The 23,966-nt window shown below is 67.3% G+C and carries 25 protein-coding genes; 3 read left to right on the plus strand and 22 right to left on the minus strand.

What is annotated here, in order from left to right:
* Positions 1–2: 2 nt before the first annotated feature.
* The 8 genes from pabC to AAG092_RS03565 form a co-directional block, all read right to left on the minus strand.
* On the minus strand, positions 3–818 hold the full coding sequence (pabC, locus tag AAG092_RS03530) for an aminodeoxychorismate lyase (protein ID WP_373388572.1): 816 nt from the start codon (positions 816–818) through the stop codon (positions 3–5).
* A complete protein-coding gene (fabF, locus tag AAG092_RS03535; protein ID WP_373388573.1) occupies positions 818–2,062 on the minus strand; it encodes a beta-ketoacyl-ACP synthase II in 1,245 nt (414 codons plus the stop codon). Before fabF ends, pabC begins: the two co-directional genes overlap by 1 nt.
* A gap of 106 nt (positions 2,063–2,168) precedes the next feature.
* A complete protein-coding gene (acpP, locus tag AAG092_RS03540; RefSeq protein ID WP_021700471.1) occupies positions 2,169–2,402 on the minus strand; it encodes an acyl carrier protein in 234 nt (77 codons plus the stop codon).
* A gap of 179 nt (positions 2,403–2,581) precedes the next feature.
* Positions 2,582–3,325 (minus strand): 3-oxoacyl-ACP reductase FabG, encoded by a 744-nt coding sequence (gene fabG / locus AAG092_RS03545; RefSeq protein ID WP_110682567.1) that lies wholly within the window; start codon positions 3,323–3,325, stop codon positions 2,582–2,584.
* 17 nt (positions 3,326–3,342) lie between these two features.
* Positions 3,343–4,281 (minus strand): ACP S-malonyltransferase, encoded by a 939-nt coding sequence (gene fabD, locus AAG092_RS03550; protein ID WP_373388574.1) that lies wholly within the window; start codon positions 4,279–4,281, stop codon positions 3,343–3,345.
* Positions 4,282–4,462: 181 nt separating this feature from the next.
* Complete coding sequence (gene plsX / locus AAG092_RS03555; protein ID WP_373388575.1) at positions 4,463–5,473, minus strand: phosphate acyltransferase PlsX; 1,011 nt, start codon at positions 5,471–5,473, stop codon at positions 4,463–4,465.
* A 3-nt stretch (positions 5,474–5,476) separates the two neighbouring features.
* Positions 5,477–5,659: a 50S ribosomal protein L32 gene (gene rpmF, locus AAG092_RS03560; RefSeq protein WP_021700475.1), complete on the minus strand. Its 183-nt coding sequence runs from the start codon at positions 5,657–5,659 to the stop codon at positions 5,477–5,479.
* Positions 5,660–5,672: 13 nt separating this feature from the next.
* Complete coding sequence (locus AAG092_RS03565) at positions 5,673–6,200, minus strand: YceD family protein (protein ID WP_110682570.1); 528 nt, start codon at positions 6,198–6,200, stop codon at positions 5,673–5,675.
* 107 nt (positions 6,201–6,307) lie between these two features.
* Between AAG092_RS03565 and AAG092_RS03570 the strand changes: the two genes are divergently transcribed.
* Positions 6,308–6,886, plus strand: coding sequence for a nucleoside triphosphate pyrophosphatase (locus AAG092_RS03570; RefSeq protein WP_373388576.1), 579 nt, complete (start codon positions 6,308–6,310; stop codon positions 6,884–6,886).
* 55 nt (positions 6,887–6,941) lie between these two features.
* Here AAG092_RS03570 and sppA read toward each other — a convergent pair whose 3' ends face one another.
* Genes sppA through rluC form a run of 3 tightly spaced genes read right to left on the minus strand, consistent with a single transcriptional unit; the run spans position 6,942 to position 9,547 of the window.
* On the minus strand, positions 6,942–7,916 hold the full coding sequence (gene sppA, locus AAG092_RS03575; RefSeq protein ID WP_373388577.1) for a signal peptide peptidase SppA: 975 nt from the start codon (positions 7,914–7,916) through the stop codon (positions 6,942–6,944).
* The gene (locus AAG092_RS03580; RefSeq protein ID WP_373388578.1) at positions 7,906–8,601 is read right to left on the minus strand and encodes an HAD-IA family hydrolase; all 696 of its coding nucleotides are present in this window, start codon (positions 8,599–8,601) and stop codon (positions 7,906–7,908) included. Before AAG092_RS03580 ends, sppA begins: the two co-directional genes overlap by 11 nt.
* Positions 8,594–9,547: a 23S rRNA pseudouridine(955/2504/2580) synthase RluC gene (gene rluC / locus AAG092_RS03585; protein ID WP_373388579.1), complete on the minus strand. Its 954-nt coding sequence runs from the start codon at positions 9,545–9,547 to the stop codon at positions 8,594–8,596. Before rluC ends, AAG092_RS03580 begins: the two co-directional genes overlap by 8 nt.
* 592 nt (positions 9,548–10,139) lie before the next feature.
* Between rluC and rne the strand changes: the two genes are divergently transcribed.
* On the plus strand, positions 10,140–13,112 hold the full coding sequence (gene rne / locus AAG092_RS03590; RefSeq protein ID WP_373388580.1) for a ribonuclease E: 2,973 nt from the start codon (positions 10,140–10,142) through the stop codon (positions 13,110–13,112).
* Positions 13,113–13,172: 60 nt separating this feature from the next.
* On the opposite strand, the gene murB is transcribed toward rne, so the two are convergent.
* The 8 genes from murB to AAG092_RS03630 all read right to left on the minus strand — a co-directional run bounded on the left by murB (position 13,173) and on the right by AAG092_RS03630 (position 20,037).
* The gene (gene murB, locus AAG092_RS03595) at positions 13,173–14,192 is read right to left on the minus strand and encodes a UDP-N-acetylmuramate dehydrogenase (RefSeq protein WP_373388581.1); all 1,020 of its coding nucleotides are present in this window, start codon (positions 14,190–14,192) and stop codon (positions 13,173–13,175) included.
* A complete protein-coding gene (locus AAG092_RS03600; RefSeq protein ID WP_373388582.1) occupies positions 14,189–14,653 on the minus strand; it encodes a low molecular weight protein-tyrosine-phosphatase in 465 nt (154 codons plus the stop codon). The genes murB and AAG092_RS03600 overlap by 4 nt, the downstream gene beginning before the upstream one ends.
* Positions 14,653–15,417, minus strand: a complete 765-nt coding sequence (kdsB, locus tag AAG092_RS03605; protein ID WP_373388583.1) for a 3-deoxy-manno-octulosonate cytidylyltransferase — start codon at positions 15,415–15,417, stop codon at positions 14,653–14,655. The genes AAG092_RS03600 and kdsB overlap by 1 nt, the downstream gene beginning before the upstream one ends.
* Complete coding sequence (locus AAG092_RS03610; protein ID WP_068826273.1) at positions 15,418–15,603, minus strand: Trm112 family protein; 186 nt, start codon at positions 15,601–15,603, stop codon at positions 15,418–15,420.
* Between the two features lie 38 nt (positions 15,604–15,641).
* Positions 15,642–16,646, minus strand: a complete 1,005-nt coding sequence (lpxK, locus tag AAG092_RS03615) for a tetraacyldisaccharide 4'-kinase (protein ID WP_373388584.1) — start codon at positions 16,644–16,646, stop codon at positions 15,642–15,644.
* Positions 16,643–17,071 carry a biopolymer transporter ExbD gene (locus tag AAG092_RS03620; protein ID WP_110682580.1) on the minus strand — a complete coding sequence of 143 codons (429 nt, stop codon included), beginning with the start codon at positions 17,069–17,071 and terminating at the stop codon, positions 16,643–16,645. Before AAG092_RS03620 ends, lpxK begins: the two co-directional genes overlap by 4 nt.
* Positions 17,068–17,739 carry a MotA/TolQ/ExbB proton channel family protein gene (locus tag AAG092_RS03625; RefSeq protein WP_373388585.1) on the minus strand — a complete coding sequence of 224 codons (672 nt, stop codon included), beginning with the start codon at positions 17,737–17,739 and terminating at the stop codon, positions 17,068–17,070. Before AAG092_RS03625 ends, AAG092_RS03620 begins: the two co-directional genes overlap by 4 nt.
* 72 nt (positions 17,740–17,811) lie before the next feature.
* A complete protein-coding gene (locus AAG092_RS03630) occupies positions 17,812–20,037 on the minus strand; it encodes a DNA internalization-related competence protein ComEC/Rec2 (RefSeq protein WP_373388586.1) in 2,226 nt (741 codons plus the stop codon).
* Between the two features lie 97 nt (positions 20,038–20,134).
* Here AAG092_RS03630 and AAG092_RS03635 point away from each other — a divergent pair, with 97 nt between their 5' ends.
* Positions 20,135–20,662: a DUF2062 domain-containing protein gene (locus AAG092_RS03635; protein WP_373388587.1), complete on the plus strand. Its 528-nt coding sequence runs from the start codon at positions 20,135–20,137 to the stop codon at positions 20,660–20,662.
* A 39-nt stretch (positions 20,663–20,701) separates the two neighbouring features.
* Here AAG092_RS03635 and AAG092_RS03640 read toward each other — a convergent pair whose 3' ends face one another.
* The 3 genes from AAG092_RS03640 to AAG092_RS03650 are packed head-to-tail and all read right to left on the minus strand — an operon-like array spanning position 20,702 to position 23,874.
* Complete coding sequence (locus AAG092_RS03640; RefSeq protein ID WP_373388588.1) at positions 20,702–21,946, minus strand: lipoprotein-releasing ABC transporter permease subunit; 1,245 nt, start codon at positions 21,944–21,946, stop codon at positions 20,702–20,704.
* Between the two features lies 1 nt (position 21,947).
* Positions 21,948–22,631, minus strand: coding sequence for a lipoprotein-releasing ABC transporter ATP-binding protein LolD (lolD, locus tag AAG092_RS03645; RefSeq protein ID WP_203791975.1), 684 nt, complete (start codon positions 22,629–22,631; stop codon positions 21,948–21,950).
* Positions 22,624–23,874: a lipoprotein-releasing ABC transporter permease subunit gene (locus AAG092_RS03650; RefSeq protein WP_373388589.1), complete on the minus strand. Its 1,251-nt coding sequence runs from the start codon at positions 23,872–23,874 to the stop codon at positions 22,624–22,626. Before AAG092_RS03650 ends, lolD begins: the two co-directional genes overlap by 8 nt.
* Positions 23,875–23,966 lie beyond the last annotated feature (92 nt).

Genomic DNA, 23,966 nt, shown 5'->3' on the forward strand with positions numbered 1-23,966 from the left:
AATCAGGAATCCAGAAGACTGCGGATAAGGGCCTGCAGTTTACGGGTGAGCGGGCCGGCCGGCCAGACGCTGGCGGCCAGTTCGCGCACCGGCCAGATGCCATAGAGGCTGTTGCAGAGGAACAGCTCGTCGGCGGCGAGCAGCTCGTCGAAGCCAATGTCGCGGATCTCGCAGGGGATACCCAGACGCGCGGCCTGCTCCAGTACCTCGGCGCGCATCACCCCGGCCACGCCGCAGCGCGACAGTTCGGCGGTCAGCAGCACCCCATCCCTGACCAGGAACAGGTTGCTGAACACGCCCTCGATCACCCGCCCGGACGTATCGCGCATCAGCCCCTCGGCGATGCCGGCGTCCTGCCATTCGCCGCGGGCCAGTACCTGTTCCAGGCGATTGAGGTGTTTCAGGCCAGCCAGCAGCGGCTGCTCGGCCAGGCGCGTGCGACAGGAGAACAGGCGCACGCCCTGCTCGGCATTGGCCGCGGGGTAGCTGGGCAGCGGACTGCCCAGCAGGATACGCCTCGGCCGGGCGGGCCGCGGCGGCGCATAGCCGCGCAGGCCGTCGCCACGGGTGACCAGCAGCTTGGCCACGCCCTCGCCCAGCTCGGCGAAGAAGGCCCGCAGCTCGGCTTCCAGCGCACTCAGGTCGAGGTCGATGGCCAGTCGCCGCAGACCCTCCGCTAGCCGCGCCAGGTGACGCGGCAGCAAAACGGCGCGACCACGGCGCACGGCGATGGTCTCGAACAGGCCATCGCCATAGGCCAGACCACGGTCACCCAGGGGCAGCTCCGTGGCCGGGCGGCCGTCGACCCAGCTCAGCATCAGCCGTTGAAGCGGCGGAACACCAGCGAACCGTTGGTGCCGCCGAAGCCGAAGGAGTTGGACAGCACCGCGTCGATCGCCAGCGGCTTGGCCTGGTGAGCGACGAAATCGAGGTCGCAGCCCTCGTCCGGCTCATCCAGGTTGATGGTCGGCGGCGCCACCTGGTCGCGCAGGGCCAGCACGCTGAAGATCGCCTCCACCGCACCGGCGGCGCCCAGCAGGTGACCGGTCATGGACTTGGTCGAGCTGACCGACAGCCTGTAGGCATGCTCGCCGAACACCGATTTCACCGCGCTGGCCTCGGCCTTGTCGCCGGCCGAAGTGGAGGTGCCATGGGCGTTGATGTACTGCACCTGGTCCGGATTGAGGCCGGCATCGCGCAGGGCATTGCTCATGCAGCGGGCAGCACCGGCGCCGTCTTCCGGCGGCGCGGTCATGTGGAAGGCATCGCCGCTCATGCCAAAGCCGACCAGCTCGGCATAGATGGTCGCGCCACGCGCCTTGGCATGCTCCAGCTCTTCCAGCACCAGGGCGCCGGCGCCGTCGGACAGCACGAAACCGTCGCGACCCTTGTCCCAGGGGCGGCTGGCCCTGGCCGGCTCGTCGTTGCGGGTGGACAGCGCGCGGGCCGCGCCGAAGCCGCCCATGCCCAGGCCACAGGTGGCCATCTCGGCGCCGCCGGCGACCATCACGTCGGCCTCGCCGTAGGCGATGTTGCGCGCGGCCATGCCGATGCAGTGGGTGCCGGTGGTGCAGGCGGTGGCGATGGCGTAGTTCGGCCCCTGCAGACCCAGGTGGATCGACAGGAAGCCGGAGATCATGTTGATGATCGAGCCGGGCACGAAGAACGGCGAAATGCGCCGCGGCCCCTGCTCGAACAGGGACTTGCAGTTGCTCTCGATATTGGTCAGGCCGCCGATACCGGAACCCATGGCCACGCCAATGCGCTCGCGGTTGCCGTCGGTGACCTCCAGGCCGGCATCGCGCATGGCCTGGAAGCTGGCGGCCAGGCCGTACTGGATGAACAGGTCGAGCTTGCGTGCCTCCTTGGCCGACAGGTACTCCTCGACGTTGAAGCCCTTCACCGAACCGCCGAAGCGGGTGGAATAGGCCGACAGGTCCATGTGCTCGATCAGGCCGATACCACTGCGGCCCGCCAGAATGCCCTGCCAACTGCTGGCCACATCGGTACCCAGCGGCGACAGCATGCCCATACCGGTAACCACGACGCGTCTACGCGACACTGCTCAATCCTCTTTCTTGTTGAATCTTGCCGGCCCGATAAAGAAAAACCGCACGCCTTGGAGGGCAGTGCGGCTTTTCTGGGCCGAAAACCGGCGATTACGGCGCTTAGGCGTGCGCGGTGATGTAATCGATGGCTTCCTGAACGGTGGTGATCTTCTCAGCCTGCTCGTCCGGAATTTCGGTCTCGAATTCCTCTTCCAGAGCCATCACCAGCTCGACGGTGTCAAGGGAGTCGGCGCCGAGGTCTTCGACGAAGGAAGCGCTGTTGGTCACTTCATCTTCTTTGACGCCCAGTTGCTCGGCGACGATTTTCTTGACGCGTTCTTCGATGGTGCTCATGTCTAGTTTTCACTCCTATGGAAAAATTCCGTGCAGCTGGGCTGCAGTGTATAGAAAGGGTTTTCTAACTTTCAAGCCGGTTTCCCGGGCCCTTCCGAACTGCCGTCTTCCGCCGGTTGCACTTTTGTAACGGACTTTAGACGGCTTTTATGACAATTTCCCGAAGGGCCGAGTCACATTCAGCTCATGTACATGCCGCCATTCACCGGCACCGTGGCACCCGTGACGTAGGCTGCGCCGTCGGAAGCGAGGAAGCCCACCACCTTGGCGATCTCCTCGGCCTGGCCCAGGCGGCCCAGCGGAATCTGGGTCAGCAGCGCCTCGCGCTGGGCTTCCGGCAGCTCGCGGGTCATGTCGGTATCGATGAAGCCGGGCGCTACCGAGTTGACGGTGATGGCGCGCGAGCCCACTTCACGGGCCAGGGCGCGGCTGAAGCCTTCCAGGCCGGCCTTGGCCGCCGCGTAGTTGGCCTGTCCGGCATTGCCCATGGCACCGACCACCGAGCCGATGTTGATGATGCGGCCCCAGCGCGCCTTGGTCATGCCGCGCAGCACGGCCTTGGACAGGCGGAACAGGCTGTTGAGGTTGGTGTTGATGACGTCGAACCACTCCTCGTCCTTCATCCGCAGCATCAGGTTGTCGCGGGTGATGCCGGCGTTGTTGACCAGGATGGCCACGGCGCCGAAGTCCTTCTGGATCTGCTCCAGAACGGCATCCACCGACTCGCTGTTGGACACATCCAGCATCAGGCCGGCACCCTGGATGCCCTGCTCTTTGAGCGCCTCGCCGATGCGCGCGGCACCGGCCTCGCTGGTGGCAGTACCAATCACGGTGGCGCCCTGGCGACCCAGCTCGAACGCGATGGCCTGGCCGATACCACGGCTGGCGCCGGTGACCAGTGCAACCTTGCCTTGCAGACTCATGTTTCTCTCCTTGTGACTCAGGCCAGCGCCGCACGCACGGCGGCGAAGGCGTCCGGGGTTTCCAGATTGTGGGTATTGATACCTTTGACGCAGCGCTTGTTGAGGCCGGCCAGCACCTTGCCCGGGCCGCACTCGACCAGTTCGGTGACGCCGCGCTCGGCAAGGAACTGCACACTCTCGACCCAGCGCACCGGGCTGTACAGCTGGGCCAGCAGGTCGCGCTTGAGGGTTTCGAGGTCGGCCGGCACGGCGGCGCTGACGTTCTGCACCAGGGCGATCTGCGGTGCCTGCCAGGCCAGGCCGTTGACCGCCGCGGCAAACTTCTCGGCTGCCGGGCGCATCAGCGCGCAATGCGACGGCACGCTGACCGGCAGCGGCATGGCCCGCTTGGCGCCCCGCGCCTTGCAGGCTTCGATGGCACGCTCGACCGCAGCAGCGCTGCCGGCGATCACCACCTGACCCGGCGCATTGAAATTGACCGCACTGACCACCTCGCCCTGCGCCGCCTCGGCACAGGCGGCCAGCACGTCGGCATCCTCCAGGCCGAGAATGGCAGCCATGCCGCCCTGCCCGGCCGGCACGGCCTGCTGCATCAACTGGCCACGCAGCTCGACCAGCTTGACCGCATCGCGGAATTCGATGGCTCCGGCGGCCACCAGCGCCGAGTACTCACCCAGGCTGTGGCCGGCGACGAAGGCCGGGCGGGCGCCGCCTTCGGCCAGCCACAGGCGCCAGAGGGCAACGGAGGCAGTCATAATGGCCGGCTGGGTCTTGTCGGTTTCGTTCAGGCGCTCCTCCGGCCCCTGCTGGGTCAGCGCCCAGAGGTCGTAGCCGAGTGCCTCGGAGGCCTCGCCGAAGGTATCGCGGATCAGCGCCTGCTGGGCGCCCAGCTCGGCGAGCATGCCGAGCGATTGCGAACCCTGGCCAGGGAAGACAAATGCGAGGGAGGCGGACATCAAAACTTTCCCTTATCTAGTCGATGGAAGTGGCGCAGCATGGCGCGCCGGGAACTGCAGATTGGATGGAGCCGCCACGCCAGCGGTCACAGGCAGGCGCGCCCGGTTTTGCCAAAATAGCGATTACGCGCGCTCAAAAGACGGACCCGGGCAGCGGCAGGACACATGGCGGAGCCGCTCGTCAGAGCAGCAGATCCTCGAGGCGGCCATGCAGGCGCTGCGGCAGATTCTCGCGCACTTCGATGACGGCCCGCCGAATGGCACTCTGAAAGCCCTCGACACTGGCCGCGCCATGGCTCTTCACCACGATGCCCTGCAGCCCGAGGAAGCTGGCACCGTTGTGCCGCGCCGGTGCCAGTTCGCCCTGCAGGCGCTTGAGTAGCGGCATGGCCACGGCACCGGCCAGGCGGGAGACGATACCCTCGTTGAACAGCGCCTCGATCCGCGCGGAGATCATCGACACCAGGCCCTCGCTGGATTTCAGCAGGATATTGCCGACGAAACCGTCGCACACCACCACATCGGCCTCGCCCCGGTACAGGCCATCGCCCTCGACGAAACCGATGTAGTTCAGGCCCTGCGCCTGCTGCAACAGGCTGGCGGCCAGCTTGACCTGCTGGTTGCCCTTGATGTTCTCGGTCCCGACATTGAGCAGGGCAACCCGCGGCGACTGCACGCCCTGGGCCTCGGCAGCCACGGCCCCCATCACGGCGAACTGGTAGAGCTGCTCGGCGCTGCAGTCGACGTTGGCCCCCAGGTCGAGCAGATGGCATACGCCTCTGGCCGTGGGCACGGCAGTGACCATCGCCGGCCTATCGATGCCCGGCAGGGGCTTGAGCACATATAAAGAGAGGGCCATCAGCGCACCGGTATTGCCGGCACTGACGCAGGCCCTGGCCCGACCGCTGCGCACCAGCTCGAGCATGACTCGCATGGAGGCATCGGGTTTGCCGCGCAGGGCATGGGTGGGACGCTCGTCCATACCGATCACCTCACTGGCGTGCTCGACCTGCAGACGCGCGCGGTCGACACCCGGATGACGGGCAATCAGTTCTTCGAGGACGGGAGCTTGGCCGACGAGGACCAGGTGCAGCGAGGGGAATTCAGCCAGACTGGCGACGCAGGCTGGAACAATGCAGTGGGGACCGAAGTCCCCACCCATTGCATCAATCGCGATCAGCGGAGCGGACAAGGATTACTCGTCAGCGCCCTTGTCGATCACTTTACGGCCACGGTAGAAGCCTTCCGGCGACACGTGGTGACGCAGGTGAACTTCACCGGTGCTCTTCTCGACGGACAGAGCGTTGGCCTCGAGAGCGTCGTGGGAACGGCGCATGTCGCGGGCAGAGCGGGATTTTTTGTTCTGCTGAACAGCCATAACTCAATAACTCCTAAACGTTTGGGTCACGCTTTAACTGCGCCAAAACACTGAACGGGTTGGACCGCGATACCTCGTCCTCGCTCGACTCGGGCTCTTTAGCACCGGCCGGCTGCTGGCAATCCTCAGGGGCATGGGCCGGAACGATGGGCAAAGCGAGCAACAGCTCATCTTCGACCAGCGTCAGCAGATCCAACGGATCTTCACCCACTTCCAGCACGTCATAGCCCTTGGGCAGCGACTGGGTATCCGCACCTTCCTTCACCACCGCGTAATGACACTCGCTGCGGATCGGCAGGGCGACCAGTTCCAGACAACGCTGGCAAACCATCTTGACCTCAACCTCGAGCTCGCTGTGAATACTCACAGCTCGACGCTCGCCACGTTCGAAGACCAGCTTCGCGCGCACCTTGCCGGAATCATCTTCCAGCGAGTCGCACAGTCGCTCGAAACTGGCCAGCGGCATCTCCCCTTCGAGAGTGACACCGCGATCGGCGAGTTTGCGCGGATCAACGTGAGGTGGAATCGGCCCATTCGACATAGGCGCGGTATTCTAGGGATGCACCCCTCCCCTGTCAAAGGAATTTCCGCCCTGTCCGTCGCCTGCGCCGGCCGCTAAAATCCGCCGCCCGTCCCGGAGATCGCCCCATGCTGCCCCTGGTGCTTGCCTCAAGCTCACCCTACCGTCGTGAACTGCTGGCGCGCCTGCGCCACCCCTTCACCTGGGCCTCGCCCGCCATCGACGAGACGGCACTCCCCGGGGAGGACGCCGAAGCCCTGGTGCGGCGCCTAGCCGAAGCCAAGGCCCGCGCCCTCGGCGAGTTGCACCCCGCGCACCTGATCATCGGCTCGGACCAGGTCGCCGTGCTGGACCGGCAGATCCTCGGCAAGCCCCACGACTTCAGCCGCGCCCGCAGCCAGCTACTGGCCGCCAGCGGCAACAGCGTGACCTTCCTCACCGGCCTGGCCCTGCTCAACAGCGCCAGCGGACGCTGCCAGGTGGACGCTATTGCCTTTACCGTGCATTTTCGCCAACTGAGCGAAGAGCAGATCACCCGCTACCTGCAGGCCGAACAACCCTACGACTGCGCCGGCAGCTTCAAGGCCGAGGGCCTGGGCGTCAGCCTGTTCCGCGCCACCGAAGGAGAGGACGGCACCAGCCTGGTCGGCCTGCCCCTGATCCGCCTGGTGCACATGCTTGCAGAAGAAGGCGTGGCCATTCCCTGAACCCTCTCTATCAATGAAAAAACCCGGCATTGGCCGGGCTTTTTCATTGCGCCACTCAACGCAGGGTCGGCCCCTGGAAGCCCATCCATAGCGCCAGGTGCTCGGCCACGCTGGCGCCGAGCTTCTTGGTGAAACGATCCAGCGGGCTTTCCTCGCGAGTGAAGTCGACTATGTCCTTGGCGCCTATCACCTCGCGCGCCACATAGCTGCTGCTGCCCAGCGCGTCCACCAGGCCCAGCGCCAGGGCCTGCTCGCCGGACCAGATCAGCCCGGAGAACAACTCCGGATGCTGGTCGACCTTGAGCCGCTCGCCACGCCCTTTCTTCACGCTGTCGATGAACTGCTTGTGGGTGGTTTCCAGCACACCCTGCCAGAAACGGGTCTCTTCCTCCTTGGGCGGCTGGAAGGGATCGAGGAAGGCCTTGTGCTCACCGGAGGTGTAAACGCGCCGATCGACCCCGACCTTCTCCATCACCCCGACGAAGCCGAAGGTGGTCGCAGTGACACCGATGGAGCCAACCAGACTGGCCTTGTCGGCGTAGATCTGATCGGCGGCACTGGCAATGTAGTAGGCACCGGAGGCCCCCAGATCACTGATCACCGCATAGACCTTGATATCCGGATACTCGCCACGCAGGCGCTTGATCTCGTCATAGATGTAGCCGGACTGCACCGGGCTGCCGCCCGGGCTGTTGATGCGCAGGATGATGCCCTTGGTCTTCTCGTTCTCAAAGGCCGCGCGCAGGCTGCTGACGATATTGTCAGCACTGGCCTCTTCCTCCGCCATGATCATGCCGCGCACCTCGATCAACGCCGTATGGCTCTCGGCCACGGACGCGGACGCGGACTTGCTCAGCTTGAGCAGCGGCGAGAACAGCAGCAGGGTGACGAACAGGTAAACGAATACCAGCAGCTTGAAGAAGATGCCCCAGCGCCGGGCACGACGCTGCTCGATGACGCTCGCCTGCAGGGTCTTTTCCAGCAGGTTCCAGGCCTTCTCGTCGCCCGACGCCCTCAATTCATCCGACATACTCGCCCACCTCGACAGTTGCAACTGATGCGCACCCTTGCAGCCAGGCACGCAATTCGGAAAACTCGCTGATCGCCAGGCGCGGCCCGTGGGCACGCAGGCTCTCCAGCGGCTGCGCGCCAAAGCCCACCGCCACCGAGTCCATCCCCGCATTGCGCGCCATCTGCAGGTCGAAGACCGAATCGCCGACCATCAGTGCTCGCGCAGGCGCCACGGCGCAATGCTGGAGAATCTCGTGCAGCATGCGCGGGTGCGGCTTGCTGGCCGTTTCATCGGCACAGCGGGTGACATCGAAATAATCCAGCCAGCCCCGCCCTTGCAATACCCGCTGCAAGCCGCGGCGACTCTTGCCGGTGGCCACCGCCAGACGGTAGCCCTGCTCGCGAAAGGCTTCCAGTGACTCCTCGACCCCGTCGAACAGGGCCGAAGGCTCGTTTTCCAGCGCCAGGTAATGCTCGCTGTACCCCTCGCGAAAACGCTCGACCAGGACGGCCTCGCGCAGCTCCGGGTAGAGCGTCTGGATAGCTTCCGGCAGGCCCAGGCCTATGATGCCCCTAATCGCCTCGTCGCTGCGCTGCGGCAGACCACAGGTATCGGCGGCACGCCGCATGGACTCGACGATGCGACCAATCGAGTCGACCAGCGTGCCGTCCCAGTCGAAGATCAACAGCTGATAGTCAGGCACCGAGACGCTCCAGAGTCTGCGCCCACATCTCGTCGACCTCGGCCTCCAGCTCCAGGCGCTGGCCATCCGGCAGCTCGAGCTTGAGCTGATAGGCGTGCAGGAACAGGCGCTTGCCACCCAGCTCGCGGATCTCGCGGGTGAAGTCTTCGTCGCCATACTTGGCATCACCGGCAATCGAATGCCCGGCATGCTTGGCGTGCACGCGGATCTGGTGGGTGCGCCCGGTGATCGGACTGGCCTCGACCAGGGTGGCGAATTCGCCGAAGCGGCGCAGCACGCGGAACTCGGTGAGCGCCTCCTTGCCCTCGGGATTGACCTCGACCATGCGCTCACCGGAGCGCAGGTTGTTCTTCAGCAAGGGCGCGGCGACCTTCTTCTTCGAGGTCGGCCAGCTGCCGCGCACCAGCGCCATGTAGCGCTTGTCCACACCGTCGCCGCGCAGCGCCTCGTGCAGGTGGCGCAACATGCTGCGCTTCTTGGCGATCATCAGCAGGCCGGAGGTGTCACGATCCAGGCGATGCACCAGCTCGATATCCTTGGCATCCGGGCGCAACTGGCGGAACGCCTCGATCACCCCGTAATTGAGGCCGCTGCCGCCATGCACGGCGATGCCGGCCGGCTTGTTCAGCACGATCAGCGCCTTGTCCTCGTAGACGATGGCCGCCTCCAGGCGCTCCAGCAGACTCTGCGCCAGCGGCGCCGGCTCATCACGCTCGGCCAGGCGCAGCGGCGGCACGCGCACCACGTCGCCGGCCTGCAGCTTGTATTCGGGCTTGATCCGACCCTTGTTCACCCGCACCTCGCCCTTGCGCAGGATGCGATAGATAAGGGTCTTGGGCACACCCTTGAGCTGGGTGCGAAGGAAATTGTCGATGCGCTGGCCGGCGAGCTCAGGCGCGACTTCGAGCAGCTGGACGCCGGAAGTCGGAGAGGCGGGAGTAGTCATTTGTCAATCATAACAATTTTTTATGGAATTGAAGCACTTAATCATTGCTGCTATAGTCGCGAACGCCGCCAAAAGCGGCCCGGCCAGCGGGTGACCGACAACCTTGCCACCCCTGCCGAGCGCAACCCTTTCAGGACGTGAGGCCGTCCGACGGGACTTTCGCCGCAACTAGAGCGCGAACACCCCCGGAAACAAAGCCTTGAGCCACAAGAGCCTTGAGCGCAGCAGTCGCGACCAGGCTCGACAGACGCGCAGGCCCAGCCTGCGGTAATGCAAACCCGCTGCGGATTCTGCGAGCGGCACCCGATTTCAGCGATACGTGTAGGGTGGAGATGCACAACCGTCGGACAGCGTAGCTACAGGCATTACCCAGACGCTTCAGATTCGTCCGCACCGACCGGTTGATTCCTCCCCTGACTGAGTGCTTCTGTCACCACAGCAAACAGGAGCGTAGTCGCGGCCCGGCCCTATTGGCCTGACCGCTGGACACTGGAGTGATTTACGACCACTCCTGAACGCGCCCTGACACCGACCGTGAGAGTCGTGTGTGCCAAACGCCGTTTCCGGCAGCCCCGGAAACCATTGGTACAACATGAAAAGAATGCTGATCAACGCAACTCAGCCCGAAGAGTTGCGTGTCGCCCTGGTAGACGGCCAGAAGCTCTACGACCTGGACATCGAGTCCGGCGCGCGCGAGCAGAAGAAGGCCAACATCTACAAGGGCCGCATCACCCGCGTCGAGCCCAGTCTCGAAGCGGCTTTCGTCGACTTCGGCGCCGAGCGCCACGGCTTCCTGCCGCTCAAGGAAATCTCCCGCGAATACTTCAGCAAGTCGCCCGAAGGCGGCCGCGTCAACATCAAGGAAGTATTGAAGGAAGGCCAGGAAGTCATCGTCCAGGTCGAGAAGGAAGAGCGCGGCAACAAGGGCGCCGCCCTCACCACCTTCATCAGCCTGGCCGGCCGCTACCTGGTGCTGATGCCCAACAACCCGCGCGCCGGCGGCATCTCGCGCCGCATCGAAGGCGAAGAGCGCAACGAACTGCGCGAGGCGCTGAACGGCCTCAACGCCCCGGCCGACATGGGCCTGATCGTGCGCACCGCCGGCCTCGGCCGCTCCAGCGAAGAGCTGCAGCTCGACCTGGACTACCTGATCCAGCTGTGGACCGCGATCAAGGAAGCTTCCCAGGACCGCGCCGCCCCGTTCCTGATCTACCAGGAATCCAACGTCATCATCCGCGCCATCCGCGACTACCTGCGCCAGGACATCGGCGAAGTACTGGTGGACAGCGTCGAGGCCCAGGAAGAAGCCCTGGCCTTCATCCAGCAGGTCATGCCGCAGTACGCCAGCAAGATCAAGCTGTACGAGGACAGCGTGCCGCTGTTCAACCGCTTCCAGATCGAGAGCCAGATCGAGACCGCCTTCCAGCGCGAAGTGAAGCTGCCGTCCGGCGGCTCCATCGTCATCGACCCGACCGAGGCCCTGGTGTCCATCGACATCAACTCGGCGCGCGCCACCAAGGGCGGCGACATCGAGGAAACCGCCCTGCAGACCAACCTGGAAGCGGCCGAGGAAATCGCCCGCCAGCTGCGCCTGCGCGACATCGGCGGCCTGATCGTCATCGACTTCATCGACATGACCCCTGCCAAGAACCAGCGCGCCGTGGAAGAGAAAGTCCGCGAAGCCCTGGAAGCCGACCGCGCCCGCGTTCAGGTCGGCCGCATCTCGCGCTTCGGCCTGCTGGAAATGTCCCGTCAGCGCCTGCGTCCGTCCCTCGGCGAGACCAGCGGCATCGTCTGCCCGCGCTGCAACGGTCAGGGCATCATCCGTGACGTCGAGTCGCTGTCGCTGGCCATCCTGCGTCTGATCGAGGAAGAGGCCCTGAAGGACCGCACCGCCGAGGTTCGCGCCCAGGTGCCGATCCCGGTTGCCGCCTTCCTGCTCAACGAGAAGCGCAACAGCATCACCAAGATCGAGCTGCGCACCCGTGCGCGCATCGTGATCCTGCCGAACGATCATCTGGAAACCCCGCACTTCGAAGTCCAGCGCCTGCGCGACGACAGCCCGGAAGTGCTGAGCGGCCAGTCCAGCTACGAAATGACCCCGGCGGAAGTCGAAGACGCCCAGCCGGTCAGCGCCACCCGCACCCTGGTGCGCCAGGAAGCCGCGCTGAAGGCAACCCCGCCGCGCCCGGCCGCACCGACCCCGGCCGCCCCGCTGGCACCGGCTGCCCCGACGCCGCAACCGAGCCTGTTCAAGGGCCTGGTCAAGTCGCTGGTGAGCCTGTTCGCCGGCAAGGAAGAAGAGCAGCAGCCGACCGCCGAAGCCAAGCCTGCCGAGCGCAAGCCGCGTGGCGACGAGCGCCGCAACGGCCGCCCGCAGAACCGCCGCGACGGCCGTGGCAACCGCGACCGCAGCGAGCGTGGCGAACGCGAAGAGCGCAAGCCGCGTGAAGAGCGTCAGCCGCGCGAAGCCCGCGAGCCACGCGAGGAACGCCAGCCGCGCGCCCCGCGCGAGGAGCGCCAGCCGCGTGAAGAGCGTCAGCCGCGCGAGGCCCGCGAACCACGCGAGCCGCGTGGCGAAGGCCAGGAAAACCGCCGCGAGCGCCAGCCGCGCGAGGGCCGCGAGCCGCGCGAGGAGCGCCGTCGCGAACTGCGCGAGCCGCTGGACGCCGCCACCGGCGAAGGCCAGGAGCCGCGTGCCGAACGAGCGCCGCGCGAGGAGCGCCAGCCGCGTCCGCCGCGCGAAGAGCGCCAACCGCGCAGCGAGGCGCTGAGCGCCGAGGCCGCCGAGGAAGAAGTGCTGGAGAACGTCGAGCAGCTGGAAGACGGCCAGGAAGCCGGTGAAGGCGGCGAGCGTCCGCGTCGCCGCTCCCGTGGCCAACGTCGCCGCAGCAACCGCCGCGAGCGCCAGCGCGATGCCGACGGCAACCTGATCGGCGAAGAAGGCGAAGAGACCGCAGAGGGCACCGAGGCCAGCGCCGAGCAAGGCACTGTCGTGGCCGCCGCTGCCGTGGTCGCCGTGGTCGCCGAACAGGCTCAGGCCGAGCCGGAACAGGCTCCGCTGGCCGAGCAGGTGCAGCCGGCCGAAGCCAGCGTGGTCGCCGAGGCGCCCGTCGCACCGGTGGTCGCCAGCGAGCCCGTGACTGCCGAGATCGCCCCGGTCGAGCCGGCACCCGCCGCTCCAGTCGTGGAAGCCACGGTTGTGGAAGCTCCGGCCGCACCGGTAGAGGTCGCGCCGACTCCTGCCCCGGCCCAGGCCAGCGGTGGCCGCGCGCCCAACGATCCGCGCGAAGTGCGCCGTCGCCAGCAGGAAGCGGCCCGCCTGGCTGCCGAAGCGGCCGCTGCCGCCGCAGTGGCTGTCCAGGTAGTCGAGGCCGCCCCGGCCGAGACCGCCCCGGCGGAAACCGCTGTCGAGGAAGTCGTTGCCGAACCCGCTGCGGTGGTTGCCGAAGAGGTGAACGCCGAGCCGGCTGCTGTGAACAGCGCCGACGAGCAGGCGCCTGCCGAACTGGTCGCCGAGCCCGCCCCGCAGACGGATGCTGACGAGGCCAAGCCGCAGGTCTGAGACCTGCGGTAACGAAAAAGGGGATGCTTCGGCATCCCCTTTTTCATTTCTGCGCCCCGCTTACAGCACGTTCGGCTCGATCTCCAGGCGCACGCCGAAGCGCTGCTCGATATCCGCCTGGATGCGCCGGGCCAGGTCGAGCAGCTGCGCCCCCGTAGCCTGTCCATGGTTGACCAGCACCAGGGCCTGCAGGCGGTGCACGCCGGCGTCCCCCTCGCGAAAGCCCTTCCACCCTGCCCGCTCGATCAGCCAGCCGGCGGCGAGCTTGCTCTGCCCCACGCCCGCCGGATAGGCGACTAGGTCGGCATGCTCGGCGCGGATACGCCCGGCCAGCTCGTCCGCCACCACCGGGTTCTTGAAGAAGCTACCGGCATTGCCCAGCTCCGCCGGGTCGGGCAGCTTCTCGCGGCGGATGGCGCAGATGGCGCGGCTGACGTCGCTCGGCATCGGCAGCTCGATACCCTCGGCCTGCAGGCGCTGGCGCACCGGGCCATAGTCCAGGTGCAGGCGCGCCTGGCGACTGAGGGCAAAGCGCACCCGCAGGATCAGCCAGCGCCCCGGCTGCTGCTTGAACAGGCTGTCGCGGTAGGCGAAGGCGCATTCCTCAAGATCGAACTCGCGCAGCTCGCCAGTCTGGCGATCCAGCGCGGTCAGTCCGGCGAAGACGTCCTTGATCTCCACGCCGTAGGCGCCGATGTTCTGCATCGGCGCGGCGCCGACGGTGCCGGGAATCAGACTGAGATTCTCCAGTCCGCTCAGCCCCTGCTCCAGACTCCACAGCACGAAGGGATGCCAGGGCTCGCCGGCCTCGGCCTCGACCAGCCCCCGCGCACCATCGTCTTCGAGAATGCGCAGGCCACGGCTGGCCATGCGCAGCACCAGGGCCTCGACGTCGGCGGTCAGCAGCAGGTTGCTGCCGCCACCGATGGGCAGCAGCGGCAGGCCGCGGCGCGCGGCCTCGACCAGGGCTTCACGTACCTCGTCGTCGTTGCGCGCCTCGGCGAACAGCCTGGCTTTGGCATCGACGCCGAAGGTATTGAACGGCTTGAGGGAGACGTCTTCTTGCAGTTGCAGGCTCACAGGCGCCCCTTGATCTCGGCGAGCAGCGCGTCGCTGGCCTGCTCGATCAGGTCCAGCACCTGCTCGAAGCCGTCGGCGCCGCCATAGTAGGGATCGGGCACCTCGTCCAGGGCCAGGTCGTAACGGCGCAGCAGCAGGTCCAACTCGCCGCCGCCGCTGGCCGGACGCAGCGCCTGCAGGCGCGCCAGGTTGTCATGGTCCATGGCCAGGATCAGGTCGAAACGCTGGAAGTCCTCGCGCTGCACCTGGCGCGCGCGCAGGCCGGACAGGTCATAGCCACGGGCGGCAGCGGCCTGGCTGGAGCGATCGTCCGGCGCCTTGCCCACGTGCCAGTCGCCGGTACCGGCGGAATCCACCGTCACCCGCTCGAGCAGGCCGGCCTGCTGCAGGCGCTGGCGAAATACCCCCTCGGCCGTGGGCGAGCGGCAGATATTGCCCATGCAGACGAACAGAACGCGCATCAGGCCCCCAGCAGGCGGCGCACCCGCTCCAGGTCTTCCGGGGTATCGACGCCGGCCGGCGGCGCTTCCAGGGCATCGTCGACATGGATGCGCACGCCGTGCCACAGGGCGCGCAGCTGCTCCAGGCACTCGGTGTCCTCCAGCCAGCACGGGCCCCAGGCGACGAAGTCATGCAGGAAACCGGCACGGTAGGCGTAGATGCCGATATGGCGGCGATAGGGCACGCCCTCCGGCAGCAGGTCGCGGCTCCTGGCGAAGGCGTCGCGGGCCCAGGCGATGGGCGCGCGGCTGAAAGTCAGGGCCAGGCCGCTCTTGTCGCTGACCACCTTGACCACATTGGGGTTGAACAAGGCCTGCACATCCTCGATCGGCTCGGCCAGGGTGGCGATGCCGGCCTGCGGATTGGCGGCCAGGTTGGCCGCCACCTGATCGATGATGGCGGGCGGAATCAGCGGCTCGTCGCCCTGCACGTTGACCACTATGGCATCGGCGGCGAGGCCGAGCTGGGTCGCCACCTCGGCCAGGCGGTCGGTGCCGGAGTTGTGGTCGACACGGGTCATCAGCACTTCGGCGCCGAAGCCCTGGCAGGCCTCGAGGATGCGTACATCATCGGTGGCTACCACCACGCGGGCGGCGGAGCTCTTCTTCGCCTGCTCCCAGACGTGCTGGACCATGGGCTTGCCGGCAATGTCCTGCAGCGGCTTGCCGGGCAGGCGGCTGGAGGCGTAGCGGGCGGGAATGACTACGGTGAAGGTGTGGCTCATTTACTTGTCCAGACGCTCGTCGACGGTCAGGGTGCGCGCCTCGCTCTCCAGCATCACCGGGATGCCGTCGCGGATCGGGTAGGCCAGGCCGGCGCCCTTGCTGATCAGCTCAGTCTTGTCTTCGGAGAGCTGCAGCGGGCCCTTGCAGACCGGGCAGGCCAGGATATCGAGCAGTTTGGTGTCCATCGGGGTGTCCTTGCTGGCGTTGTGAGCGCCGGTAAGGCTCAGGCCTTGTCCGGCAGTAGACGGGTCAGTTCGCGGTCGAGCCAGGCGACGAAGGCCGCCGAGGGCGCCGCCTCCACCGCCAGGTACCACCAGTCGGCGGCGGCGAAGGCCCGGCATTTCACCGCATCCTTCTCGGTCATCAGCAGCGGCAGCGCGGGGCTGAACTGCAGGGCCTCGGGGCTGTAACTGGCGTGGTCGGCGAAGGGATGCGCGATCGGCCGCCAGTTTAGCGCTTCGAGGGTATTGAAGAAACGCTGCGGGTTGCCGATACCGGCCACCGCATGGACCCGCTGGCCGGGCGGGAAGTGATCGAGGGCAGCGCGCTCGCCGCTGCACAGGTTGACCAGGGCGGTGGGCCGCAGCTGCAGGGCATAGCCCTGCGCGTCATCCTCGGCGGCGCCATTGCGCAGCACCGCATCCACCTCGGTCAGGCGCTCGGCCGGCTCGCGCAGGGGGCCGGCCGGCAGGCAGCGACCATTGCCCAGGCCACGGGCGGCATCCACCAATACCAGCTCCAGGTCGCGGGCCAGGCGGTAGTGTTGCAGGCCGTCGTCGCAGAGGATCAGGTCCAGGGTTTCCTGCGCCAGCAACGCCTGCACGGCGCGGGCGCGCTGCGGGTCGATCACCAGCGGCACGTCCGTGCGCTGCACGATCAGCAGCGGCTCGTCGCCGGCCTGCTCGGCCAGATCCTCGGCACGCACGCGCCAGGGCAGCTGCGGCGGCGTGGCGCCATAGCCACGACTGACCACGCCGACGCGCAGACCACGGGCCCGGCAGTGCTCGATCAGCCAGAGGATCATCGGGGTCTTGCCGGTACCACCGACCGTGACATTGCCCACCACGACGACCGGTACGGGTGCGCGATAGATATCGCCCTCCCCGGCCAGGAAGGCGCGACGCTTACCCTGCACCACGCGCCGGTACAGCCACTCCAGCGGGCGCAGCAGGGTCAGGGCCGGATGGCCCTGGTACCAGGCGGCAGTGAGCCGGGCGGCCAGGCTCAAGGCTTGGCCTCGGCCTCGACCGTGGTGATGCGCAGGTGGGAGAAGCCCAGCTTGCCGGCCGCGTCCATCGCGGTGATCACCGCCTGGTGCGGGGTCTTGGCATCGGCGCTGATGGCCAGCGGCAGGCTGTTGTCGCCACCGGACTCCTTGCCCAGGGCCGCCATCAGGCCCTCCAGGTCATTCTTCAGCAGGGCCTGGCCGTTCAGCGAATAGCTGCCCTCGGGGCTGATCAGCACTTCCAGCTGCTTGAGCTCGGTGGCCTCCGGCGGCGTGCCGCTGGCGGCCTCGGGCAGGTCGACCTTGAGCTGGGTCTCGCGGGTGAAGGTGGTGGTGACCACGAAGAACAGCAGCAGGATGAACACCACGTCGATCAACGACGCCAGGTTGATCTCGACGTTCTCCCGCGGTTTGCGCCGGAACTTCACGCCTTCCGGCCCTCTTTGCGGGCTTCCTTCGGCGCCGGCGCGCTGCCGTTGCCCAGGTCGACGTCACGGTCACCCTGCACCACTTCCACCAGCTTGATCGCCTCCTGCTCCATGCCGACCACCAGCTCGTCGACGCGGCGCTGCAGGAAGCGGTGGAAGAACAGCGCCGGGATGGCCACGAACAGGCCGGCGGCGGTGGTGATCAGGGCCTTGGAGATGCCACCGGCGAGTTGCGCGGCATTGGCCATGTTGGTGCCGATGAAGGCGCTGAAAATATCGATCATGCCCAGCACGGTACCCAGCAGGCCGAGCAGCGGGGCCACCCCGGCGATGGTGCCGAGGGCATTGAGGTAGCGCTCCAGCTCATGGATGACGCGGGCGGCGGCTTCCTCGATGCACTCCTTCATGATCTCGCGACCATGCTTGGAGTTGGCCAGGCCGGCGGCGAGGATCTGCCCCAGCGGCGAGTTGGCGCGCAGCTCCTTGAGCTTGTCGTTGGTGAGCTTCTTTTCCTTGATCCACAGCCACACCTGGCCCAGCAGATGGGGCGGCGTGATGCGGCTCGGCCGCAGGGTCCAGAGGCGCTCGGCGATGATGCCGGCGGCGGCGATGGAACACAGAATGATCGGCAGCATCATCCAGCCGCCAGATTTGACCAGCTCCCACACGGTAGTGAATCCCCCTCGGAAAAGTGGCGCCACTCTAGCATAGGGTCGCGCCGGCGCAGACCTCCCCGGTTCTCATTTTTCCCGCCAGAAACGCGGGCGCTCGCGCCAGGCGGCAATGCCCTCGCCTGCGCCCAGCACTAGCCGGATGGCGCCGAGCTCGGCGCTGTCATGCAGGGCAATATCTCGCGCCTCGTAGCGCGCCACGACGCGCGGATGCGGATGGCCGAAGGGGTTGTGCCAGCCGCGCGACAGCAGCGCGCCACGCGGTGCCACGGCGTCGAGGAACGCGCCGCTGGAGGAGCTGCGACTACCATGGTGCGGCACCTGCAGCCAGTCCGCGCGCAGATCCCGGCCAGCGGCCATGAGCGCCCTTTCCGCCGCCTCGTCGATATCGCCGGTGAGCAGCAGCGCCTCGCCTGCGGCCGCCACCTTGAGCAGGCAGGAGGCCTGGTTACCCGCCTGCGCCGCGGACCAGCGCCAGGTGGTGAAACGCACACCGTCCCACTCCCAGCTGGCGCCATCGACACAGGCACCGGCCTGCAACGCCTCCGGCAGAACCGCTGCCTCGCCGCTCAGCACCCGCCCTACCGCCATGCCTCGCACCACAGCCCCGGCACCGCCGGCATGATCGCTGTCGGCATGGCTGAGCAGCAACAGGTCGAGGCGGCCGACACCCAGCTGGCGCAGCGAGGGCAGCACCACCCGCTCGCCCAGGTCGAAGTCGCCGAAGCGCGGCCCGGCGTCGTACAGCAGCACGTGCTCACGGGTACGCACCAGCACGGCCAGGCCCTGGCCGACGTCCAGCTGCCAGACTTCCGCCTGCCCCGCAGGAATGCGCTCGCGCGGCGGCAGCAACACTGCCAGCAGCATGACCAGGCCGAAGCCACGCAGCGGCACACCGGCCGGCAACAGGCAGAGCAGTACCCCCAGGCTGCCGAGCAGCCAGCACCAGAGCGGCACGGCGGTGGGCAACCAGGCTGGCAGCATTGCGGCTATCCAGGCCAGAGTCTGGAACAACAGCTCCAGCAGGCCACCGGCCAGCCACAGCAACCCCTCACCCAGCCAGGGTACGGGCAGCAACAGGGTTCCGAGCAGCGCCAGCGGCACCACCAGCAGGCTGACCCAGGGCACGGCGAGCAGGTTGGCCAGCGGCCCGCTCAGGCTCAGCGGCAGGCCGAGAGCGAAGAACAGCGGCAGCAGGCCCAGCGCCAGGGTCCACTGGGCACGCCACCAGACGCGCCACCAGGACCAGGTACCGAGCCGCCCACCGAACACCCAGGCGAGCACCGCCACGGCGCCGAAGGACAACCAGAAGCCAGCCTGCAGACTGGCCAGCGGCTCGACCAGCAGCACCAGCACGAAGGCCAGCAGCAGCGGCCACCACAGGCCCAGGTGGCGGAAACGCAGGCGCCACAGCAGCACCAGGGCGACCATCACGCAGGCACGGCGCACCGGCACCTCGAAGCCGGCCAGCAGGCCATAGCCCAGCGCCCCGGCGAAGGCCAGGGCGCAGGCCCAGGGCAACCAGGGCAGCGCCCGCGGCCACAGCCCGAGCCGCGCCAACCCGGCAACCAGGCCGTAGAGCAGCGCCGCCAGCAGCGCCACGTGCTGGCCGGAGATCACCAGCAGGTGCACCGTGCCGGTGTCCTGCAGCACCTGCCAGTCAGCCCGACTGAGCCCGGAGTCGTCGCCCAGCACCAGCGCCGCCAGGCCGCCGGCGCGGCCGAACGCCTCGACGGCGAGCAGGCGCTGGCGCAGCGCATCGCGCCAGGCAGCCGGCCCCGAGGCCGGGCGCAGGCGCTCGCCGGCCTTGACCGTGCCGCTGGCGCCGATGCGCTGCGCCAGCAGCCAGGCCTCGTAATCAAAGCCCTGTGGGTTGACCAGGCCCCGCGGACGCTTGAGCTTGACCGCCAGGCGCCAGCGCTCTCCGGCCAGCAGCGGCGGTCCGTCGTACCAGGCCAGGCGCATGCGCGCGGGCAGGCGGTGCGCCCGTGCGGTCGCGTCTTCCAGCTGGAAGCGCACCACGCCCGCAGCGACTTCCGGCAACCCGCTGACCCGTCCCTCCAGCCACAGGGTGCGGCCATCGAGCTCCACGGCAAGGCGATCATCCAGGGCCGACTGCGCACTGAAGCAGGCCCAGACGAAGCCGAGCAGAAAAAAGGAGACCGGATGACTGCGCCAGGGCAACAGCATCAGCGCCAGCGGCAGCAACGCCAGCAGCAGCCAGGTCGGCGGCAGCGCCGGCAACAGCGGCAGGCTGGCCAGCCCCGCCGCCAGCGCGAACATTCCCTTGCGCATCGCATCCCATCCTGGGTTATCCGCTGTCACAAAGCGGCCAAGCCGCCCTGCCAGCATCGGTGCATAATAGCCGCGCTTCTGCCTTTCGAGACTGCCCATGCCGCGTCGCTTGTTCAAACGCTACATGCCCGATCCGACCCTGGTTCGCGAGCACAAGTCCCTGCGCTTTCTCGGCGCACTGCTGCACGACCCCAACCTCTGGCACCTCAATCGCCACTCGGTATCGCGCGCCATGGCCGTCGGCCTGTTCGCCGCCTTCGTGCCCATGCCGATGCAGATGCTGCTGGCCGCCAGCCTGGCCATCCCGATCCGCGCCAACCTGCCGATCTCGGTGGGCCTGGTCTGGCTGACCAACCCCGTGACCATGCCGCCGATCTTCTACTGCACCTACAAGCTGGGCGCGCTGCTGATGGGCATACCACCGGTGGAGCTGCCGGAGGAACTGACCTGGGACTGGATCACCGGTGAGCTGGCCACCCATTGGCAGCCCTTCCTGCTCGGCTCCCTGCTAAGTGGCACGGTGCTGGCGGCCAGCGCCTACGGCCTGACCATGGCCTACTGGCGCTGGTGGGTAGCGCACAACTGGCGCAAGCGCGCCGAGCGCCGCCGGCAGGCCACCGAGTAGATGAAGAAAAACGCCGCGATGATCGCGGCGTTCTTGTCTTCACTCGTAGCGCAAGGCCTCGGCCGGCTGCGTGCGTGACGCCCGCCAGGACGGGTAGAGGGTGGCGAGGAAGCTCATGCTCAGCGCCGCGCCGCAGATCAGCAGCACGTCCAGGCCGCGCAGGTCAGACGGCAGGCTGCTGATGAAGTACACATCCGAGCTGAAGATGTGCGCGCCGCTGGCCTTCTCCAGCCAGGCCACCCAGCCGCTGACATTGAGCGCGACCGTCACGCCCAGCACGCCGCCGATCAGGGTGCCGATGCAGCCGATCACCGTGCCCTGCACCATGAAGGTGGCCATGATCTGCCCCGGCGTGGCGCCCAGGGTACGCAGGATGGCGATGTCGGCGCGCTTGTCGGCGACCACCATGATCAGCGTGGCGATGATGTTGAAGGCGGCCACCGCGATGATCAGCAGCAGCAGCAGGCCGATCATGGTCTTCTCCATCTGCATGGCGCTGAACAGGCTGCCCTGGGTGCGGGTCCAGTCGATCGCCTTGAAGCCGGCGCCCAGTTGCGTGGCGATGGCGGCCGACACCTGCGGCGCCTGGTACAGGTCCTTGAGGGCGATGCGCACGCTCTGCACCTGCCCGTCCTGCATGCGCTGGATGCTGGAGGCATCGGCGATATGGATCAGCGCCAGGCTGCCATCCAGCTCGGCGCCGACCTTGAACACGCCGACCACCGACAGGCGCAGCATGCGTGGGGTGATGCCGCCGGCGGCCTTGCTCGCCTCGGGGACGATCAGGGTCAGCTTGTCGCCGACACTCAGGCGGAAACGGCGTGCGCTGATCTCGCCGATCACCACACCGAACTCGCCGGCCTTGAGGTCTTCCAGGCGGCCCTGAACCATGTGCCGGCCGATGATCGAGACCTTCTGCTCCTCCGCCGGGTCGATGCCGTTGATCTGCACCGGCTGCATGCTGCCCTTGTAGGAGAACATGCCCTCCAGCTCGGCGAAGGGCGCGGCGCCGGTAACCTGCGGGTGCTGCATCGCGGTGGCGGCCACCGCCTGCCAGTCGTCCAGCGGACGGTCGGCACTCAGGGCGGCATGCGGCACCATGCCGAGGATGCGCGAGCTCATCTCCTTCTGGAAACCGTTCATCACCGACAGCACCACGATCATCGCCAGCACGCCCAGGCCTAAGCCGATCATCGAGGTCAGCGAGATGAAGGAGATGTAGTGGTTGCGCCGCTTGGCCCGGGTGTAGCGGGTACCGACGAAAAGCGAGAGTGGTCTGAACATATCAGGCGGCTACCAGTCGGCCTTCTTCCAGGCGCAGCACGCGGTCCATCTGGCCGGCCAGCTGCGGGTCGTGGGTCACCACCAGGAAGGCGGTGCGCGAGTCGCGGCTGAGCTCGCGCATCAGCTCCTGGATGCCCTGGGCGGTGTGCTGGTCGAGGTTGCCGGTGGGCTCGTCGAGCAGCACCAGGGCCGGGTTGTTGACCAGGGCGCGGGCGATGGCCACGCGCTGGCGCTCGCCCCCGGACAGCTCGGCCGGCTTGTGCGACAGGCGATGGCCGAGGCCGACCCGCTGCAGCAGCGCGCTGGCGCGCTGGCGCGCCTCGGGGATCGGCGTCTTGCCGATCAGCAGCGGCATGCACACGTTCTCCAGCGCGGTAAACTCCGGCAGCAGGTGGTGGAACTGGTAGACGAAGCCCAGCGCGCGGTTGCGCAGCAGGCCGCGGGCCTTCTCGTTCAGCGCCGACAGCTCCTCGCCGGCCAGCCAGACGCTGCCCTTGCTCGGCGTATCCAGGCCGCCGAGCATGTTCAGCAGGGTGCTCTTGCCCGAACCGGAGGTGCCGACAATGGCCACGCGCTCGCCGGGCAGCAGCTCCAGCTCGACGTTGCTCAGCACCTCGACCGTCTGCGGGCCTTCCTCGTAGCTCTTGCCCAGGTTGCGGCAACTCAGCACGGACTTGTCACTCATAACGCAAAGCCTCCGCAGGCTGGGTGCGCGCCGCACGCCAGGCCGGATAAAGGGTGGCAAGGAAACTCAGGACCAGGGCGGCGCCGCAGACCAGCGCCACATCCGAGCCCAGCACCTGCGAGGGCAGGTAGTCGATGAAATACACCTCGGAATTGAGGAACTGGATGCCCAGCAGGCTCTCCAGCCCCTTGATCGCCGCGCTGACATTGAGCGCGGCGAGCACGCCGAGCACGCCGCCGACCAGGGTGCCGACCACGCCGATCACCGAGCCCTGGACCATGAAGGTGGCCATGATCTGCCGTGGCGTGGCCCCTAAGGTGCGCAGGATGGCGATATCGGCCTTCTTGTCGGTCACCACCATCACCAGGGTGGAGATGATGTTGAAGGCGGCCACCGCGACGATCAGCAGCAGCAGCAGGCCGATCATGGTCTTCTCCATGCGGATGGCCTGGTACAGGTTGCCGTGGGTACGGGTCCAGTCGCGGGCATAGAAGTCCTGCTCGCGCAGCAGGGTGGCCAGCTCCCAGGCCACCTGCGGCGCCTGGAACAGGTCGTGCAGCTTGAGACGGATGCCCTGCACCTCGCCGGGCTTGAGGCGCAGCAGGCGGCCGGCGTCCTGCACATGGGTCATCACCACGTGGCCGTCGATCTCGCCGGCGCCGACGTGGAAGATGCCGACCACGGTGAAGCGCTTCATGCGCGGGAACATGCCGGCCGGGGTCACCGCCACCTCGGGGGCGACGAAGGTGACCTTGTCACCGATGGCCAGGCCCAGTTTCTTCGCCGCCAGGTCGCCGATGAGGATGCCGAAGCCGCCGGCCTTAAGCGAATCCAGCGAACCCTCGCGGAAGTAGTTGCCGATGATCGACACCTTGGCCTCTTCGGCCGGATCGATGGCGTTGACCAGCACCTTCTGCACCTGGCCGTTGTTGGTCAGCAGGCCCTGCATCTGGGTGAAGGGGGCGATGGCCGCCACCTGCGGATGGCGCTGCAGGCCCTCGCCGATGGTGCGCCAGTCCTGGATCGGCGTGGCGCTGTCGAGGGTGGCGTGGGGCACCATGCCCAGCACGCGCTCACGCATCTCGCGGTCGAAGCCGTTCATCACCGACAGCACGACGATCATCACCAGCACGCCCAGGGCCAGGCCGATGATGGAAGTCAGGGAGATGAAGGAGACGAACAGGCTGCGGCGCTTGGCTCGCGTGTAACGCACGCCGATGAAGAACGGCAGGGGTCTGAACATGAGTGAGGGGTTCGCTGGCGAAAAGGGAGAAACGTCCTTGTGGCGGGGCTTGGCGCGCGGCTTTACACTCAGACCACCACTGCTGCCATGGG

It is taken from the genome of Pseudomonas alcaligenes (assembly GCF_041729615.1).
GTDB classification, from domain to species: domain Bacteria; phylum Pseudomonadota; class Gammaproteobacteria; order Pseudomonadales; family Pseudomonadaceae; genus Aquipseudomonas; species Aquipseudomonas alcaligenes_B.